Genomic DNA, 17,510 nt, shown 5'->3' with positions numbered 1-17,510 from the left:
GCGTGAGCCTGGCGGACAGCTGGCGGCTGGCCCTGAGCACACTGACCCGCATCCCCGTCCGACCGCCCGGGACGATCGACCAGTCCACCGCGGGACGGGCCATGGTGCTGGCCCCGTTGACAGCCCTGCCGTCGGCCGGCGGGGTCGCCCTGCTGGTCTGGCTCGGTCAGGAAGGCGTCCTGTCTCCGCTGGCCCTGGGCCTGGTGGCCGTCGGGCTCCTGGCCTGGCTCAGCCGGTTGCTGCACCTGGACGGGCTCTCCGACACCGTGGACGGGCTGACCGCCTCGACCGACCGTGCCCGCTCGCTGGAGGTGATGCGCTCGGGCACCGCCGGTCCCGCGGGTGTTGTAGCCCTGGTGGTCGTGATCGGCCTCCAGGCGGTCAGCCTGGCAGCACTGACGACCCACGACCTGGGCCCGTTGCTGGCCGCAGCCTGTGTCATCGCCTCCCGCAGTGCCCTCGCGGTGGCCTGCGCCCGGGGTGTCCCGGCCGCCCGACCCGATGGGCTGGGCGCCACGGTGTCCGGCACGGTTCACCCGCTGGCCGCTGTGGCGGTCTTCGGAGCCACTGCGGCCCTGGTCTGGGTCACCGCACTGCTGCCCGGGTTCGACCTGGCCGCCCTGCTGGCGCCGGTGCTGGCCGCGCTGGCGCTGGCCGGTGTCCTGGTGGTGGCGGTCCGCCGACTCGGCGGGGTGACCGGGGACGTCCTGGGCGCGTGCGTCGAGGTGACCCTGGTGGTCCTGCTGGTGGCGGTCGCCTGAGGGGACCGGATCAGAGCACGAGGACCCGCCCGGCGATGACCAGGTGGACCTGCTCGCACGCTGCGGCGACCTGCCGGTTGGTCTCGCCCAGAAGATCCCGGAACAGCCGCCCGGACCGGTGCGCGGGGACCACCCCCAGGCCGACCTCGTTAGTCACCAGCACGACCGGGTGATCCCGCTCCAGGGCGGCGACGACACGGGTGATCTCCTCACGCACGCGCTCGGTCACCTCGTCGACCGGTGCCTCCCACAGCCCCTGCTGGTCGATGGTGCGCGTCAACCAGGTGCCCAGGCAGTCCACCAGGACCGGGCCCGCGCTCTGCTGGATCGCGGTCGCCACGTCGGCCGTCTCCACCGTGGTCCAGTGGGCCGGGCGTCGCCCCCGGTGGGCGGCCAGCCGCAGCGCCCAGTCGGGGTCGGGTTCCTCGGTCTCATCAGGGCCCGGGGCGACGTAGGTCACCGACGCCTCGCCCTCCAGCAGGTGCTCGGCGTGGTGGGACTTGCCGGAGCGCACGCCTCCGGTGACCAGGACCCTCATGACTCTCCTCCCGACGGCTCACCCAGGGGCCACGAGTGCTGCACGTGGCAGTGCCCAGCCTGCCACCACTGCAGCTGCAGCACCTCGGCCCGGCAGTCGACCGGGATGGTGGCGCCCAGCAGCATCCGCACCGCGTGCTCGTCCACCCCCGGCCCCACCGCGTCGAGCGTGACATGGGGCGTGGCGTCGGGGAACTGCCCGGCGTAGGGCGCGTGGCCGGGAAAGCGGTCCCACACGACACGGGTCAGCACCCGGAAGGGGCCGTCCGGCTCGGGGAGCAGGTGGATGATCCCGTTGGGGAAGGCCCCGAGGCGGGCCAGGCGGTAGTCGAAGGCTCGGGTCGCCGAGGCGATGGCGGCCACCGCGGCAAGGTCCGCCAGTGACGGCGAGCGCACCCACGGTCCGAGGACCGTCACGTGGGCCTGCCCGAAGGTCGGGTCGGCCGCCAGGTAGTCGGCGTCGTAGTGCGCCGTCCGCTCCCGCACGAAGTTGTCGAGCTGCGGCACCGGCACCGCCAGCACCGTGTGCCCGTGGTCCACGGGCCTATCAGTTCCGGCGCCCGGCCGAGGTGGAGTGGTGGGCACGGGACGATTCTGCCTGCTGCGCCTAGCGGCCGAGACGCCCGGCTCCTACGCTGCAGGGATGGCCGAGCTTGAGATCCGCCCCGCCAACGAGGCCAGCTGGGAGGACCTGCAGGCGGTCTTCGGCACCCGCGGGCAGGGGGCTCGGTGCCAGTGCCAGCGCTACAAGTTGCTCCCCCGTGAGAACTTCGCCGCCCAGCCGCTCGAGGAGCGCCAGCTCCGACTCCGCGAGCAGACCGCCTGCGGGCATCCCGACGACACCCGCACCAGCGGGCTCGTCGCCTATCTCGACGACCTGCCGGTCGGCTGGTGCGCTGTCGAACCGCGACCGGAGTTCCCGGGTCTGCGCCACAGCCAGGTGCCGTGGGCCGGCCGCGACGAGGACCGTGCGGACGCCTCGATCTGGGCACTCACCTGCGTCTTCGCCCGGGCCCACCACCGCAGGCAGGGGGTCGCCGCGGCCCTCATCGCCGCCGCCGTTGACTTCGCCCGTGCACGGGGAGCCGCCGCTCTCGAGGCCTATCCGATGACGACCCCTGCCGCAGTCGACGAGGAGCTACACGTCGGCCTGATCAGCAGTTATCTGGCGGCCGGCTTCCGCGAGGTGTCCCGGCCGACCGCACGCCGGGCCGTGGTGCGCGTGGACTACTGATCCCTCAGGGCACCGCGATCCGATCGGGTGGCCCCACCCGTAGCCACCGATAACCGAATCCGTCGAGGGTGAGTTCGAGCCGCCCGTCCGAGGGGTCCACCGCCTCGTGCGAGAGCAGATCGACCACGTGCTCGACGGGGTGCTCCAACTCGATCTCGGCCAGGTCCAGATCGACCGTCACCGGCTCGGCAGCTAGGTTGTGCACCGCGATCACGGCCGTCTCCGTCCCGGGGCAACAGTGCGCCAGCACCTGCCGGTGCGGCTGTTTCATAAGCACGAACTCCGACGACCACCCCAGTTCGGGGCACTCGCGCCGGGCCGCGATGAGGGTGCGCATAAACGTCCACAGCGAGTCGGGGTCCCGCACCTGGTCGGCGACGTTGACGTGCTCGGGGGAGTAACCGTCAGGCGCCAGACGCTGGACGAGCCGACGCGCCGGCGCCGAGGAGAAGCCGCCGTTGGGCCCGTCACTCCACTGCATCGGGGTGCGCACGGCCATCCGCCCCTCGGCGGCCAGGTCCTCCCCCATGCCGATCTCCTCGCCGTAGTAGATCGTGGGCGTCCCCGGCAGGGAGAACATCAGGCTGTAGGCCATCCGGATGCGGCGCGGGTCCCCGGCGAGCATCGGGGGCAGCCTCCGCTTCAGGCCACGGTCATAGAGCTGCATGGACTTCTCCGGGCCAAAGGCGGCAAAGACCTCCTGGCGCTCCTGCTCACTGAGCTTGTCCAGCGTGAGCTCGTCGTGGTTGCGCAGGAAGTTGGCCCACTGCGAGGTGGCGTGCAGCGCGGGTCGTTGCTGCAGCGCCTCCGCCAGCGGGGTGGCGTCTGAGCGGGCGAGGGCGAGGTAGGTGGCCTGCATGCCGACGAAGTCGAACTGCATCTGCAGTTGGTCCCCGTGGTCTCCGCCGAAGTAGGTCAGCTGCTCCTCGTAGGGGAGGTTGACCTCACCGAGCAGGACGGCAGAACCCTTGCGGCGGCTCAGGAAGGCACGGATCTCGCGCAGCACGTCGTGCGGGTCGCGGGGCAGGTCACCGGAGCCGCGCTCGATGTCCTCGATGAAGAAGGGCACGGCGTCGACGCGGAACCCGTCGATGCCCAGCTCCAGCCAGAATCCGATCACCCGCAGGATCTCCTCGCGCACGGCCGGGTGGGCGGTGTTCAGGTCGGGCTGATGCCGGTAGAAGTGGTGCAGGTACCACTGTCCCGTGGGCTCGTCCTTGGTCCAGATCGAGTCCTCCTGATCGGGGAAGACCACCTTGTCGGACGTGTCGGGAGGCTCGGTGTCCCGCCAGACGTAGTAGTCCCGGAACGGGTTTTCGGTGCTGCGTCGCGCGGCGCGGAACCACGGGTGGCGGTCGGAGGTGTGGTTGATGACGAGGTCGATGATGACGCGGATGCCACGGTCGTGCGCGGTGCGGATCACCTCGACCAGCTGTCCGTGGTTGCCCAGCCGGGAGTCCACTCCATAGAAGTCCATGACGTCATATCCGTCGTCCCGGTCCGGGGTGGGGAAGAAGGGCATCAGCCACAGGCAGTTCACCCCCAGTCTGGCCAGGTAGTCGATCCGCCGGGACAGACCGGCGAGGTCGCCGGTCCCGTCGCCGTCGGCATCGGAGTAGGTCTCGATGTCGAGGCAGTAGACGATGGCGCTCTTCCACCACAGGTCGCTGGTCTTGCTGATCCTCACCGGTTCTCCTCAGTGCTGCTGACCGCGGGCAGGACGTGCTCCGCGAAGGTGTCGATGAAGCGGGTCTGCTCCTGACCCACGTGGTGCAGGTAGATCTCTTCGAAGCCCAGGTCGGCATACTCGGCGATCCACTCGCGGTGCCGGCCCAGGTCGTGCGAGATCCGGACGCTGTCGTGCACGGCCGCTGGCGTGACGTCCGCGGCCAGTCGGTCGAACTCGGCTGTCGTCTCGGTGTCCCCCGCCACATCGGCCGGGAAGGTGTTGGTGCTCCACTGGTCGACGGCGAGCGCCTCCGCCTCGCTGCTCTCCGGTGCCCAGGACAGGTGGAGCTGGAGCGCGAGCGGACCCCGCCCTCCCCCATCTCGGTATGCCGACACGACCTCCCGCAGAGCCGGGACCGGCTGGACGACGGTCACCAGGCCGTCTGCCCAGGAGGCCGCCCGCGCGGCCGACCCGGCCGAGATCGCCGCAGCACGCAACGGCGCCGGGGTGTCAGGCACGTCCCACAGTCGGGCCCGGTCCACGGTCATCGGTGCCGTCCGGTTAACCTCCTCACCGGCCTGCAGCCGAGCGATCACCTCGGCCGAGGCCTCGAGGTGCTCCACCCGCTGCTCCTTCGCTGGCCACGGTGTCCCGGTGACGTGCTCGTTCAGCGCCTCCCCGCTGCCGAGGGCCGCCCAGGTCCGGTCGGGAAACATCTGGGCGAGGGTGGCGATCTGGTGGGCCAGGACAGCTGGGTGATAGCGCGGGCCGGGGATGGCCAGGGTGCCGATCGGCAGGCGCGTGGTGGCCAGGGCCGCTCCGAGCCAGACCCAGGTGTTGCCGGAGTGTCCCTGCCGGGCGCTCCACGGGGCGATGTGGTCCGAGCTCATGGCGCAGGCGAACCCGGCCCGTTCCGCGTGCTGCACGTCCTGCAGCAACTGACGTGGCGAGGCCTGCTCGTGCGAGGCGTGAAAACCGATGCGTGCCATCAGACCAGTCCATCCCACAACCTGGTCCGCCGCAATCGGGGCCAGCTGCCCGCCTACGATGCGTGCATGACGCGCACCCCGGCCCGGATCGTCCTGAGAGTCTTCCTGGCCCTGGCCACCGTGCACCTGGTGTGGCACCTCACCGGCCAGGAGGCCTATGCCAGCGCCTCCCAGTGGTTCCTGATGCCGGTCCTCGCCGCCTACCTCTTGATCCGCACACGTGGCGCGGCACGCGGGCGCCTTGTCACCCTGACCCTGGTCGCCCTCGGATTCTCCTGGTTGGGTGACGGCGCACCGGACCTGGCTGAGGGTGACATCTCGTTCCTGCTCATGGTCGGCTTCTTCCTGGTCGCTCAGGTCGTCTACATCGTGGCGTTCTGGCCCCACCGCCACCAGAGTGTGCTGCACCAGCGGCGGGGTCTGCTCCTGCCGTATGCCGTAGCGATCGCCGCCCTCATCCTCGCCTGTGCGCCGCACGCCGGTGCGCTGCTCGTGCCGGTCCTGGTCTACGGGCTCCTGCTGGGCACCATGGCCGTGCTGGCCACCGGGCTCAATGGTCTGGTCTGGGCCGGCGGGGCGCTCTTCCTGGTCTCGGACGGCCTGATCGCACTCAACGCCTTCGCCCCCTGGTGGGACCTGCCGGGTCAGGGTTTCTGGGTGATGCTCACCTATATCGCCGCGCAGCTGCTGATCGTGCTGGGGGTGCTCCGGGAGGCCCCGGCCCCGGTGGGGCGTGGCCCGCAGGTGGCGTCCGTGAACGCCGTGGACCCCGCTCCCTGAGGGGGCGGGGTCCACGGGATCCGGTGCGCTGTGGCTAGCCGTCGATGGTCCGGTAGTCACCGGCCTCGGCCAGCGCCTGGTCGATCAGGTCCCGGTTGGGCTGGACGCTGTCCTTGTGCTTGATCCACAGGCGCGTCGGCTCACCCGGCACGATCTCGAAGGTCGCCTGGCCCAGACCCTGCTGAGCGAAGATGTCGAACAGGGGCTGCATCGCCTTCTTCGTGTCGCGGTCGTCAGTGACGCCCTCCACGAGAAAGCACGTCGACACAATCTTCACCATCGGCATCAGATCCTTCCGTTGAACGCCTGCAGGGCGGAGTCCTCTCGTGTCCCGCCTCGACCATCACCGTAGTCGGCATAGTCGCGGACCCACATCACCCGGGAGACCCACTTGACGTGCTTGTAGCCGTGGTTGGACTCCACGCGCAGCCGGGCCGGCGCCCCGAGGTAGTCCTCGATGTCGTGGTCGTTGCGCTCGTAGGCCAGGATCGACTCCTCCTCGGCCATCGTCTCCAGGTCGATGGCGGCGTAGAAGGGCTCGCGAGGACGGTTGTCATACATCTTCTGGGCCAGGCCGTAGGACTCGGTCAACAGGTAGCGGGCGCCCTCTGGTCGTGGGCCGAGCACCTCCATCAGGTCGGTGAGCCGTACCCCGGTCCAGCGGGAGGTGGCCGACCAGCCCTGCATGCAGGTGTGGGTGGCGACGTAGGAGTGGCGCGGCAACTTCTTGAGGTCCTCGACGGTCAGCGTCTTCTCCACGTCGTTGAGGTCATCGCGGAGGGTGATCGTCAGGCCCTCCCAGTCATTGTCTCGGGCCTCGACCCACAACTGCGACTCCTCCTGGGTGGGCGGCAGGCCGTTGGTCCAGTGGAACTCGGAGATGTCCTTGTCGGTGTAGGCCTTCTTCTTCGCGCCCAGCGGACGCAGGTGGTTCAGGAAGATCTTCCGGCCGATCTCGGTGACACCAGCGGTGAACTTCTGGGCACGGACCCGGTCGGCCAGCGACCAGTAGGACAGCGCGATCCAGAACACGATGACCGCGACGATGACCGCGACCATGACGACCAGCGCCTGGGCAGCCCGCGCGGTGGTGACCTCGCCACCACCAAAGACCATGTTGACGATGTTGCGGTCGCGGTGGACCAGGAAGACCAGGGACACGTGCATCACGATGAAACCGGTGAAGATCACCAGACCGATGAAGTGCAGGGAGCGGGCTCCCTGGTGACCGCCCCACATCTTGACGTACCACGGGAAACGGGAGCGGATAGCCGGCGACATCGCGACGCCGGTCAGCATCTGGAACGGGGCCAGGATGAAGATCACGAAGGTGTAGCCCAGCATCTGCAGCGCGTCATAGGGCTCGAAGTGGCTGATGTCCGGGACCTCGAAACTCAGATACATCTTCAAGGACTCCCACGCCTGCGGGATGACGTCCCACGAGGTCGGCACGATCCGCTGCCAGAGCCCGGTGGCGAACAGCAGGATGATGTAGACCAGGCCATTGAGCACCCAGAACATCACCGACAGTCCGTGCCAGTGACGGCCCAGGCCGATGTTCTCCCGCCCTGGGAGCGAGAGGAGCGGGTGGAGCGACTTCTCGTCCATGAGGGAGGTGTAGACACCCTCCTCCTTGGGCAGCTCACGCTTGGTGAACTTCAGCCACTCGGTGCCGGGCGCGCAGTCCTTGCGCCACCACAGCCGGGGCAACGAGGAGAGCATCTCGATGCCCGATCGGATGAGCATCCCGATCAGGATGAAGTTGAGGAGGTGCTGCGCCCTCAACCACAGGGGGAAATCGCCGTCCATTGCCTTACTCCTTTGTGTCTTTGGCTGAGTCGGTGCCTACGGTGGCCTTGCCGATGACCTTCCCGGGGCGGTCGAGGAAGTGAAAGATCGTCCAGTAGAGGACGCCGATCATGACCCCACCGCCGACGATGTTGCCGAGCGTGACCGGCAGTAGGTTGTCCACCAGGAAGCTGGCCCAGGTCAGGTCGCCGTAGGCGGCCTGATCCAAGCCGGAGGAGGCCCAGAAGTCCTGGCCGGCATACGAGCGCACCAGGATGCCCAGCGGGATCATGAACATATTGGCCACCGAGTGCTCGAAGCCGCTGGCCACGAACAGGGCGATCGGCATCGTGACGGCCACGACCTTGTCGGTGGTGGTCCGGCCGCTGTAGGCGGCCCAGATCGCCAGGCAGACCATCAGGTTGCACAGGATCCCGAGCATGAACGCGGTGAGGAAGTCGTGGTGGACCTTCTTCAGCGACACGTCCAGGACCACGGCGCCCCATCCCCCGTCTGCCTGTTCCCAGACCCGGCCGAGATAGACCAGGGCGACGATGGTCAAGGCGCCGATGAAGTTGCCGACGAAGACCACGACCCAGTTGCGCAGCAGCTGCCACGTGGTGATGCGACCGCTAGCCCGAGCCGTCAGGGTCAACGTCGAGGAGGTGAACAGCTCGGCACCGGTGAGCACGACGAGCGCCAGTCCGGTGGCGAAGACAAAGCCCCCCAGGACCTTGGCGACACCGAACGGCATCTGGTCAGCGCCGACCTGGCTCGTGGTGAAGAAGACAAAACCGAGCGCGATGTAGCCACCGGCAGTCAGGGCCAGCAGGAAGGATTTGAGCTGATGACTGGTGGCCTTCCCGAAGGCTGCGTCCTCTGCAGCCCTCGCCATCTGCGACGGCGTGAGGATCGTGCTGTCGCTACTCACGCCATTCTCCGGGGTCCGCTGTGGACCTGGTCCGTCCTGGCCGGTCAGGCACGGGACTCGAACTCAGCGATCTCGCGCACCTTCGGTCCGTAGAAGCCGGACGGATCATGCCGCAGGTCCAGCCACAGGTCCACCAGGATCCGCGCATAAGCGGGCGCGATGACGTTCTGTCCCATGCACAGGATCTGCGCGTCATAGTTCTCGACGGCTCCCCTGACGGTGACCAGGTCGTGGGCGGTCGCGGCGCGAGCACCCTTGACCTTGCTGGCGGCGATCGCGGTGCCCACACCGGTGCCGCAGACCAGCACCGCCCGGTCCGCCGTGCCGTCAACCACCGCGTGCGCGGCCCGAAAGGACACCTCGGGATAGGAGATATCCGCCTCAGAGAGGTCAACCACCTCGCTGACCCGCCCATCGCTCTGCAAGAACTCCTTGATCGCGTCCTTCAGGGCCGCCCCGTTACCCGGGGAACCGATGACTACGCGCATACTTGCCGCCCTCCTCCGTACCATCGTATTTTTTCACTACAGGCAGTAGTAAACACTACGAGGCGTAGTAGACGCCACTCTGACAGTACTCCCACCCGCTCCTGGCTGTCGCCGTGAGGCGGTCGGCGTACAGTCGCAGATATGGTCCGCCCGCGCGTCCTCCAGGTCGGGATGGACCCTGACGTGATCGACTTCTCCCCCTGGCCCGGCCAGTCTGCCGAGACGCTGCGCGTGCGCCTCCGCAATGCCGAGGACGACCTGCGCACCGCGGGACTCGAGGTCACCACCTGCCTGCTCACAGATGATGCGGACGCTGCCGAGACGGCCGTCCGGCAAGCCCTCGCTGGGCAAAGATTTGACGTCGTCGAGATCGGTTCGGGCCTCAGGACCTCCCACGACTACACGCTGATCTTTGAGCGGGTGGTCAACACGGTTCGCGAGTGCCAGCCGGGCCTCCGGCTCTGCTTCAACGACTCGCCCGAGTCGACCCTCGACGCCGTGCGCAGGGGCCTTCGACGCCGTCCGCGCGGGTCATGACGTGACCGCGCTGCCACGCAGGGGCACGGCACCAGAGGGTGTGCGTGCGGTCGCCTGCGACGCGACCAACGAGGCAGCCAACGAACTACGGTCGAGCCGGGGGCCTCAACCCGGCCCTCGGCCTCAGCAGTCACGGATTCGACCTGCAGTACTACAGCTCCGCCCAGGCCGTCACCGACGACCGAGGAGGAGAGCGCAGAAGCGGAAGATCAGACGTTAAACCGGAACTCCACGACATCACCGTCGGCCATCACGTAGTCCTTGCCCTCCATACGCACCTTGCCGGCGGCCCGCGCATCGGCCATCGAGCCGGCGGCGTCGAGATCCTCGAAGGAGACGACCTCGGCCTTGATGAACCCGCGCTGGAAGTCGGTGTGGATAACACCTGCGGCCTGTGGTGCGGTCGAGCCGACGCGGATCGTCCAGGCCCGGGACTCCTTGGGACCGGCAGTCAGATAGGTCTGCAGACCCAGGTTCTGGAAACCGACGCGGGCCAGCTGGAGCATGCCCGGCTCGCTGACCCCGACGGACTCGAGCAGCTCGGCTGCCTCCTCCTCGTCCAACTCGGCCAGGTCGGCTTCGAGCTTGGCGTTGAGATAGATCGCCTCGGCCGGCGCGACCAGGGCGGCGAGCTCGTCGTGCAGGGCGGTGTCAGTCAGGCCGTCCTCGTCCAGGTTGAAGACATAGAGGAACGGCTTGGTCGTCAGCAGGCCCAGACTCTTGGCCAGGTCCATGTCGACCCCAGCAGCGGCACCCTTGACGAAGAGGGTGTCACCGGCTTCCAGCACCTGCTGGGCCGCCAGCGCGGTGTCGAGCACGGACTTGTCGGTCTTCTTGCCCTTGACCTCCTTCTCGAGCCTGGGGACGGCTGACTCGAGGGTCTGCAGGTCGGCGAGCACCAGCTCGGTGTTGATGGTCTCGATGTCGTCCTTCGGGCTGACTCGGCCATCGACGTGCACCACGTCGTCGTCGACGAACGCGCGCACCACCTGGCAGATCGCATCCGCCTCACGGATGTTGGCCAGGAACTTGTTGCCCAGGCCCTCCCCCTCTGAGGCGCCCCGCACGATGCCCGCGATGTCCACGAAGCTGACCGGCGCGGGCAGAATCCGCTGGCTGCCAAAGATCTCGGCGAGGCGGTCCAACCGCTTGTCAGCCAGCGGGACCACCCCGATATTGGGCTCGATCGTCGCGAACGGATAGTTCGCGGCGAGCACCGTGTTCTTGGTCAGTGCGTTGAAGAGGGTCGACTTGCCGACGTTGGGCAGGCCAACGATTCCGATAGTGAGTGCCACGGGGTCAGGAGTCTACCGGCCCCACGGCATACCTCCTGACGCTGCGTGCCCGATGGTCAAGATTCGTCAAAGTTTCCACCGGTCCGGAACCGGTCGAGGAGTGGTCCCGTCGGTTCCATGGCGGTTCGAGACCCCCTGACCGCCGGGGGAGACACACAGGAGCACAGACATGAAGAGCACCAACACCACCCGACGCAGCCTCAGCCTGGTCAGCGCGGCCGCCGTTGCCGCCCTGGTCCTGACCGCGTGCGGGGGCGAGGAGGAGCCCGCCGAGGAGACCTCCGCTGAGGAGACGGTGGACGAGCAGGTGGATGAGGTGGAGGAGACCACCGATGACGCTGAGGAGACCGAGGCCACGGCCGACGACCAGACCGAGACCGAGGCCCCGGCTGACGACGACACGGAGACCGAGGCTCCCGTGGGCGACGCCGCGCAGGAGACCGCGGACCCGGCGACCACTGGCGAGGCCGGTGACTTCGAGACGGCCGCTCCGGGCACCGAGGTGGCCTTCGGCGAGACCGCCGTGCTGCACGCCCAGGAGCGTGAGGAGGGCGAGGAGTACTACGCCTTCGGGTACATCGAGTCCTCGGTGACCGAGATCGTCGCCGGCGACGCCTCCTTCTTCGACCAGTTCGATGACACGGAGGAGTACGAGGGGATGACCCCGTACTTCATCATGTCCGAGCACACGGTGCTGTATGCCGAGGGGGACGAGGGCGCCACCAACGTCGAGCCCGGTTTCGAGGGGATCCTCGACGACGGCAGCCCCGCGCAGGGCCTGATCGTCATCAGCACAGGCATCTCCGAGTGCCCGAACGACTATTTCGAGGACTTTGTCACCGGGGCGACCTCGACCACCTGCGACGTGGCCCTTGCGCCCGAGGGCCAGGAGGTCACCGGTGCCGCCTGGACCGGTGTGCGTGAGATCGACGGCGGCTGGGACGAGAACCCCTACCTGGAGGCTCCTGTCATCTGGCAGTGACCTCTGACCGACCGGCGCGCAGGCACCGGTCATCGCACAGGACAACCCTCGAAGCCCCCGTCCCGCCGTATGCCGGACGGGGGCTTCGCCATCCCAGCACCCGCCGAGCGCACCGGGTTGCGAGAAAGCCACCCCACCGAGCGCGCCGCGTTGCGATGTCAGTGCCTCCTGGCACGGTGTGCGTCATGGAGATATGGATGGTGCTCGTCACCCTGAGCGCTGGGGCGCTCGGTCTGCTCATCGGGTGGCTGACAGCGCGAGCAGCCAACTCTGCGGTGCTGGCCCGCACCCGCGCAGAGCGCGACCTGTTGGGCGAGCGGCTGGCTGCCCGCGAGACCGTGGAGGGGGAAGACCGGCAGACCGCCGCCGAGCTGGCCCCGCTCCGTGCGGCGCTGGGCCGGGTGGAGAACCAGGTCCGCGACCTGGAGCGGGACCGGGTCGAGCAGTTCGGGTCGGTCGGCGAGCGGCTCGGGGAGGTGGCGCGACATACTGCTGAGCTGCGCGACCAGACAGCGAGCCTGTCGGGTGCTCTCAACTCGTCGGGAGTGCGTGGGACGTGGGGCGAGAGCCAGCTGCGACGCATCCTTGAGCACTCCGGCATGCTCGCCCGTTGTGACTTCGACGAGCAGGTCTCCGCCGTCAGCAGTCATGACGTGACGGTCCGCCCCGATGTCGTGGTGCGGCTGCCTGATGACAAGGTGCTGGTGCTGGACAGCAAGGCACCGCTGAGCGCGTTCCTGCGCGCCCAGGCGGACGGCATCTCGGCCGAGGAGCGCTCCGGCCTGCTGCGCCAGCATGCCCGCTCCCTCCGCGGACACGTCGACGCCCTCGCGGCCAAGGCCTACTGGAGTGCCTTCAGCACCACACCCGAGCTGGTGATCTGCTTCGTGCCCAGTGACGCGGTGCTCGCCGCCGCATTGCAGGCCGCGCCGGACCTGTATGACCACGCCCAGTCCCGCCGGGTCGTCCTGGCCTCCCCCGCGACGCTCCTGGCGCTGCTGCGTGCTCTGGCCTTCACCTGGCAGCAGGACGCCCTGGCCGACAACGCGCGCGAGCTGGTGCGCCTGGGGACCGAGCTGCACCAGCGTCTGGGCACTCTGGGCAAGCACGTCACCACGATGGGGTCGGCGCTGCGGCGATCTGTCGAGAGTTACAACAGCATGATCGGGACGCTGGAGTCACGGGTCATGGTGACCAGTCGGAGCCTCCAGGAGATCGGCATCGCGGAGTCGGCCCATCCCGGGCTGGAGCCGGTGCGGACCGCGGTGCGCCCCCTGACTGTGCCCGAACTGATCGATGACGAACTGCTCGAGATTGCCGATGAGCGGACCGAGATCGATCCAACGCTGGCTGCTCCGGGAGGGCTCCAGGACAGGGACTCCTCCTCACAGATTCGGCGAAAGCAGGCCTGACGACACGGCCCTGGGCCGTCAGCGCCGAACCATCATGGGGTGGGCTTTGTCCTCTTCCTGAGTGACATCATTCGGCGATGCGACTACTCCTCGGAGAGTTGGCGCAAGAAGGCCTGACCACGCTCGCTGGTGGGGCTGTCGAGGACCTGCTCGGGGGTACCCTCCTCGACGATCTGCTTGTCAGCCATCAGCACGACGCGGTCGGCCGCACGGCGGGCAAAGCGCATCTCGTGGGTGACCACGATCATCGTCATGCCCTCGTCAGCAAGCTCGCGCATCACGTGCAGGACCTCCCCGACGAGTTCCGGGTCCAGCGCCGACGTCGGCTCGTCAAACAGCATCACGGCCGGGTCCATCGCCAGCGCCCGGGCGATCGCGACCCGCTGCTGCTGACCACCGGAGAGGCTGTCCGGATAGGCATCCGCCTTCTCTCCCAACCCGACGCGGTCGAGCAGCCCCTCAGCACGCTGTCGGGCCTCCGCAGTGGAGCGTCCCAGGACGTCTCGCTGCGCCATCATGATGTTCTGGGCAACCGTCATGTGGGGGAACAGGTTGAACGACTGGAAGACCATGCCGATCCGGGACCGGATCTTGTTGATCGCGGTCTCCTGATAGCTGAGCTGGTGACCATCAACCTCGATGGTTCCTCCGCTGATCCGCTCCAGACCGTTGATGCACCGCAGGAGGGTGCTCTTGCCAGCGCCCGAGGGACCGATGAGGACGACCACCTCGCCGGGGTAGACATCCAGGTCGACACCGTCGAGGACGACGTTGTCGCCAAACCTCTTCACGATGCCGCGCATGCTGACCAGGGGCTCGCCCTGAGATGTGGTGCTCATACTCGTCCTCCCTCGGACTGCCGCCACTTCACCCAGGTCGGGAGTCGCAGCCCGCTGCTGGCGCCGCCGCTGGATGAGCCTGGTTCGATCGGTCGGCGGTGTTTGCTGAGTGAGCGCTCGATCCGGCTCACCACAAAGGTGAGGATCAGGACGATGACTAGGTAGTAGATGGACACCATCAGATACATCTGCAGCGGCTCGTAGTTCTGTGCCTGCAGGTTGCGCGAGGTCTGGAAGAGCTCGGTCATCCCGATGAAGGACACCAGCGAGGAGTCCTTGACCGCGATGATGTACTGATTGCCCAGCACCGGCAGGGTCGTGCGCAGAGCCAGCGGTGCCTGGACTCGCCGCAGGGTCTTGGCCCGGCCCATGCCCAGGGAGCGGGAGGCCTCCACCAGCCCCTTGGGGACCGCCTGGAAACCGGATCGGAAGATCTCAGCGATGTAGGCCGAGTTGTGTGCGGCCAGGGCGAGCGCCCCGGCCCAGAAGGCCGGCATCTTCACGATCTCGGAGATCCCGAAGTAGAGCACGAAGATCTGGGCGATCAGCGGTGTGCCCCGGATGAGCCCGATGTATGCCGTGGCGAGCCACCGCAGCGGGGCGAACCTGCTCATCACCATCCAGGCGATCACACCGCCCAGCACCATCGCGATGACCAGTGCCACGGCAGTCAGGCGCAGAGTGACCCAGCTGGCCTCGATGAAGAGCGGGGCGTAGTCGACGAAGCGGTCGAAGAAGCTCATGACCGGAGCTCAGTCACCGCTGGTCTGCTCGGCGTCGTCAGCCGGCTGACCGGTGTCAGACTCCAGGATGTTCTGCCCAAACCACTTCTCCGAGATCTCGGCATAGGTGCCGTCCTCGATGATGCTGGCCAGGGCCTCGTTCAGCTCGTCCACGAGCTCGGTGTTGCCGTCACGGACCGCGAACGCGGGCTCCTCGGTGTAGAGCGGCTCACCACAGACGCGCAGGTCCCGGTCGGCCTGGTCGATCTGGTAGAGGCCGACGAGGCGATCGGTCATCGCCGCGTCCAGACGGCCGACCTCGGTGTCCTCCAGGGCCGTGATGTCCGAGGTGAAGGTGCGGATCTCGCCCACCCAGTCCTGATCGTTGAGGAAGGTCTCATAGGTCGTGCCCGAGGCGACCCCAATGGCCGGGCTGTCCAGCTGGGTGGGGTCCTCACAGTCACTGTCGTTGGGCACGAAGACGGTCGCACCAGAGAGGTAGTAGGGGTCGGTGAAGTCGACCTGGGCGTCTCGCTCCTCGGTGGGAGTCATCGAGGCGATGAGCACGTCGTAGCGGTCGGACTTCAGGCCCTGGATCAGACTGTCGAAGGCACCGGTCTGAGTGTCCAGCTCCAGGCCCATCTCCTCGGCGATTGCGGCACCGATGTCATAGTCAAAACCAGTCAGCTGGTCGCCCTCGAAGTGACTGAACGGCTGGAACTCACCGCTCATCGCGACAACGAGTGTGCCGTCGTTGAGCAACTTCTCATCGCCACCGCCACAGGCAGTCAGAGCGAGCGAGGCGGCAGCGATCGCCACCAGCGCTCCGGCGCGGCGGTTTGGGGTGGGCTTGTTCATAAGGATCGTCTCTCTCGTGAGTTCGCACTTCTTTGTGTCGAACTTAGAAAGAGGAGAGAGGTCGGTCAAACCGGTCGCGCAGGCTCCCTCTCGGCTCGACGAACCCCGCGGAATGCGATATCGCGCGCGCACGGTGGCAGGCTCTCCCAAACCGCCGGAGACGGGCCAGCCTGCCACCGGGGCGTTACCGACTTGTGACCTGGAGGCCGCTGCGCGGCCCGAACCGCCCCACACAAGGTGAGGGCCCGTACCGAACCTCCCGAAGAACGGATTAGTGGAGGGAGCCTGCGTCGTGGCGGATCTTGGCGGCCTCCACGCCGTCGCGGGCCTTGAGGTCGCGGCGGATCTCGTGGGGCAGCGCGAACAGCAGCGATTCCTCGGCCGCGGTGATCGGCTTGACGTCCTCATAACCCCGGTCAGCCAGGAACTGCAGGACGTCGCGGACCAGGATCTCCGGGACGCTGGCGCCGCTGGTGACGCCCACGGTGCTCACGCCCTCCAGCCAGGCCTCGTCGATCTCGTCGGCGTAGTCGACCAGGTGCCCTGCCTGGGACCCGTGGTCCAGTGCCACCTCGACCAGGCGCACCGAGTTGGAGGAGTTCTTCGAGCCCACGACGATCATCAGGTCGCAGTCGGCGGCCATCTGCTTCACGGCGACCTGACGGTTCTGGGTGGCGTAGCAGATGTCGTCGCTGGGCGGGTCCTGCAGCGCCGGGAACCGCTCGCGCAACCGCCGGACCGTCTCCATGGTCTCATCGACCGAGAGCGTGGTCTGGGAGAGCCAGACGACCTTGTCCGGGTCGCGGACTTCAACGTCGTCGACCTCATCGGGGTTCTGCACCAGCACGATGTGGTCCGGCGCCTCGCCGGCGGTCCCCTCGACCTCCTCGTGCCCCTCGTGCCCGATGAGCAGGATGTCGTAGTCCTCCTTGGCGAAGCGGACGGCCTCGCGGTGCACCTTGGTCACCAGCGGGCAGGTCGCGTCGATCGTCTTGAGCTGGCGTGCCTCCGCCTCCAGGTGCACGGCCGGGGAGACACCGTGTGCGGAGAAGATGACGGTGGCGCCCTCGGGCACCTCATCGGTCTCCTCCACGAAGATCGCGCCCCGCTTCTCCAGGGTGCGCACGACATGCTTGTTGTGCACGATCTGTTTGCGCACGTAGATCGGCGGGCCGTAGAGGTCGAGGGCCTTCTCGACAGTCACCACCGCCCGGTCAACACCGGCGCAGTAGCCGCGGGGCGCGGCCAGCAGCACGCGCTTGGACACCTGGTCAGCGGGAAGGGCAGTCACGCCTCCATGGTAGGCGACCCCGCCTGAAAGACCTCAGCCAGTGAGCCTGGCTCAGCTCGCGACGCGGTGCCGCCCCTCGGCGCGCGCAGCGCCGGAGGCGATCCACCACTCCTCGGAGTCGTCCTCAGTGCGGTGGTTGGCGGCGCGGTCCGCCTCCTGCTGCTCGTGCAGGAAGTTGAGATACAGATAGTCGTTGAGGATGTAGCCGACGCGCTCCCCGCGGGAGGCAGCGTCGAGACAGATGCGGCGCAGTTCTTCCTCGGTCACCGACTCGGTTGCCATGCCGGTCAGCCTGACAAGGGCGGCCGCAAAAGTGGTGCAGACCCGCCGCGCGGCGTCACATTCGTCACACCACAACCACCTGCCCCATCAGAGGTGGGGCCGGTCTCCCGCCCAG

The 17,510-nt window shown here is 67.9% G+C and carries 20 protein-coding genes; 6 read left to right on the top strand and 14 right to left on the bottom strand.

Annotated elements, in window-relative coordinates; genetic code table 11:
- Nucleotides 1-2: 2 nt before the first annotated feature.
- Nucleotides 3-761 (top strand): adenosylcobinamide-GDP ribazoletransferase, encoded by a 759-nt coding sequence (locus FNH13_RS05480; RefSeq protein WP_228266597.1) that lies wholly within the window; start codon nt 3-5, stop codon nt 759-761.
- A 10-nt stretch (nt 762-771) separates the two neighbouring features.
- Here FNH13_RS05480 and FNH13_RS05475 read toward each other — a convergent pair whose 3' ends face one another.
- Together FNH13_RS05475 and FNH13_RS05470 are read right to left on the bottom strand one after the other, a co-directional pair.
- Nucleotides 772-1,299 carry a bifunctional adenosylcobinamide kinase/adenosylcobinamide-phosphate guanylyltransferase gene (locus FNH13_RS05475; protein ID WP_143782544.1) on the bottom strand — a complete coding sequence of 176 codons (528 nt, stop codon included), beginning with the start codon at nt 1,297-1,299 and terminating at the stop codon, nt 772-774.
- The gene (locus tag FNH13_RS05470) at nt 1,296-1,838 is read right to left on the bottom strand and encodes a 2'-5' RNA ligase family protein (protein ID WP_143782543.1); all 543 of its coding nucleotides are present in this window, start codon (nt 1,836-1,838) and stop codon (nt 1,296-1,298) included. Before FNH13_RS05470 ends, FNH13_RS05475 begins: the two co-directional genes overlap by 4 nt.
- Nucleotides 1,839-1,941: 103 nt before the next feature.
- Between FNH13_RS05470 and FNH13_RS05465 the strand changes: the two genes are divergently transcribed.
- A complete protein-coding gene (locus FNH13_RS05465) occupies nt 1,942-2,532 on the top strand; it encodes a GNAT family N-acetyltransferase (RefSeq protein WP_143782542.1) in 591 nt (196 codons plus the stop codon).
- A gap of 4 nt (nt 2,533-2,536) precedes the next feature.
- Here the strand turns inward: FNH13_RS05465 and FNH13_RS05460 are convergent, their stop codons facing one another.
- Both FNH13_RS05460 and FNH13_RS05455 read right to left on the bottom strand, forming a co-directional pair.
- Nucleotides 2,537-4,219, bottom strand: coding sequence for an alpha-amylase family protein (locus tag FNH13_RS05460; RefSeq protein WP_143782541.1), 1,683 nt, complete (start codon nt 4,217-4,219; stop codon nt 2,537-2,539).
- On the bottom strand, nt 4,216-5,190 hold the full coding sequence (locus FNH13_RS05455) for a TIGR03885 family FMN-dependent LLM class oxidoreductase (RefSeq protein ID WP_143782540.1): 975 nt from the start codon (nt 5,188-5,190) through the stop codon (nt 4,216-4,218). Before FNH13_RS05455 ends, FNH13_RS05460 begins: the two co-directional genes overlap by 4 nt.
- Nucleotides 5,191-5,256: 66 nt before the next feature.
- Between FNH13_RS05455 and FNH13_RS05450 the strand changes: the two genes are divergently transcribed.
- Complete coding sequence (locus FNH13_RS05450; RefSeq protein WP_143782539.1) at nt 5,257-5,970, top strand: lysoplasmalogenase; 714 nt, start codon at nt 5,257-5,259, stop codon at nt 5,968-5,970.
- Nucleotides 5,971-6,004: 34 nt separating this feature from the next.
- Here the strand turns inward: FNH13_RS05450 and FNH13_RS05445 are convergent, their stop codons facing one another.
- The 4 genes from FNH13_RS05445 to FNH13_RS05430 are packed head-to-tail and all read right to left on the bottom strand — an operon-like array spanning nt 6,005 to nt 9,177.
- Entirely contained in the window at nt 6,005-6,250 is a 246-nt protein-coding gene (locus tag FNH13_RS05445) for a hypothetical protein (protein ID WP_143782538.1), read from the bottom strand.
- Between the two features lie 5 nt (nt 6,251-6,255).
- The gene (locus tag FNH13_RS05440) at nt 6,256-7,779 is read right to left on the bottom strand and encodes a molybdopterin-dependent oxidoreductase (protein WP_143782537.1); all 1,524 of its coding nucleotides are present in this window, start codon (nt 7,777-7,779) and stop codon (nt 6,256-6,258) included.
- 4 nt (nt 7,780-7,783) lie between these two features.
- Nucleotides 7,784-8,689, bottom strand: a complete 906-nt coding sequence (gene focA, locus FNH13_RS05435) for a formate transporter FocA (RefSeq protein WP_165700024.1) — start codon at nt 8,687-8,689, stop codon at nt 7,784-7,786.
- A 44-nt stretch (nt 8,690-8,733) separates the two neighbouring features.
- Nucleotides 8,734-9,177 carry an RpiB/LacA/LacB family sugar-phosphate isomerase gene (locus FNH13_RS05430; RefSeq protein ID WP_143782536.1) on the bottom strand — a complete coding sequence of 148 codons (444 nt, stop codon included), beginning with the start codon at nt 9,175-9,177 and terminating at the stop codon, nt 8,734-8,736.
- Nucleotides 9,178-9,318: 141 nt separating this feature from the next.
- On the opposite strand from FNH13_RS05430, the gene FNH13_RS05425 reads away from it, so the two are divergent.
- The gene (locus FNH13_RS05425; RefSeq protein ID WP_143782535.1) at nt 9,319-9,714 is read left to right on the top strand and encodes a hypothetical protein; all 396 of its coding nucleotides are present in this window, start codon (nt 9,319-9,321) and stop codon (nt 9,712-9,714) included.
- A gap of 209 nt (nt 9,715-9,923) precedes the next feature.
- Here the strand turns inward: FNH13_RS05425 and ychF are convergent, their stop codons facing one another.
- Nucleotides 9,924-11,009 carry a redox-regulated ATPase YchF gene (gene ychF / locus FNH13_RS05420; protein WP_143782534.1) on the bottom strand — a complete coding sequence of 362 codons (1,086 nt, stop codon included), beginning with the start codon at nt 11,007-11,009 and terminating at the stop codon, nt 9,924-9,926.
- 169 nt (nt 11,010-11,178) lie between these two features.
- On the opposite strand from ychF, the gene FNH13_RS05415 reads away from it, so the two are divergent.
- The gene (locus tag FNH13_RS05415) at nt 11,179-11,991 is read left to right on the top strand and encodes a hypothetical protein (protein WP_143782533.1); all 813 of its coding nucleotides are present in this window, start codon (nt 11,179-11,181) and stop codon (nt 11,989-11,991) included.
- Between the two features lie 197 nt (nt 11,992-12,188).
- On the top strand, nt 12,189-13,403 hold the full coding sequence (locus tag FNH13_RS05410) for a DNA recombination protein RmuC (protein ID WP_228266596.1): 1,215 nt from the start codon (nt 12,189-12,191) through the stop codon (nt 13,401-13,403).
- Nucleotides 13,404-13,486: 83 nt separating this feature from the next.
- On the opposite strand, the gene FNH13_RS05405 is transcribed toward FNH13_RS05410, so the two are convergent.
- The 5 genes from FNH13_RS05405 to FNH13_RS05385 all read right to left on the bottom strand — a co-directional run bounded on the left by FNH13_RS05405 (nt 13,487) and on the right by FNH13_RS05385 (nt 17,395).
- Nucleotides 13,487-14,242 carry an amino acid ABC transporter ATP-binding protein gene (locus tag FNH13_RS05405; protein ID WP_321169220.1) on the bottom strand — a complete coding sequence of 252 codons (756 nt, stop codon included), beginning with the start codon at nt 14,240-14,242 and terminating at the stop codon, nt 13,487-13,489.
- Entirely contained in the window at nt 14,239-14,985 is a 747-nt protein-coding gene (locus FNH13_RS05400) for an amino acid ABC transporter permease (RefSeq protein ID WP_143782531.1), read from the bottom strand. The genes FNH13_RS05405 and FNH13_RS05400 overlap by 4 nt, the downstream gene beginning before the upstream one ends.
- A 9-nt stretch (nt 14,986-14,994) precedes the next feature.
- A complete protein-coding gene (locus FNH13_RS05395; RefSeq protein WP_143782530.1) occupies nt 14,995-15,822 on the bottom strand; it encodes a transporter substrate-binding domain-containing protein in 828 nt (275 codons plus the stop codon).
- 271 nt (nt 15,823-16,093) lie between these two features.
- The gene (locus FNH13_RS05390) at nt 16,094-17,113 is read right to left on the bottom strand and encodes a 4-hydroxy-3-methylbut-2-enyl diphosphate reductase (protein ID WP_143782529.1); all 1,020 of its coding nucleotides are present in this window, start codon (nt 17,111-17,113) and stop codon (nt 16,094-16,096) included.
- 51 nt (nt 17,114-17,164) lie between these two features.
- Nucleotides 17,165-17,395 carry a hypothetical protein gene (locus FNH13_RS05385; protein ID WP_143782528.1) on the bottom strand — a complete coding sequence of 77 codons (231 nt, stop codon included), beginning with the start codon at nt 17,393-17,395 and terminating at the stop codon, nt 17,165-17,167.
- Nucleotides 17,396-17,510 lie beyond the last annotated feature (115 nt).

It is taken from the genome of Ornithinimicrobium ciconiae (assembly GCF_007197575.1).
In the GTDB taxonomy this organism is placed as follows: Bacteria; Actinomycetota; Actinomycetes; order Actinomycetales; family Dermatophilaceae; genus Ornithinicoccus; species Ornithinicoccus ciconiae.
Note: the sequence above shows the minus strand (reverse complement) of the source record. Positions and strands in the feature narration are given on the sequence as shown.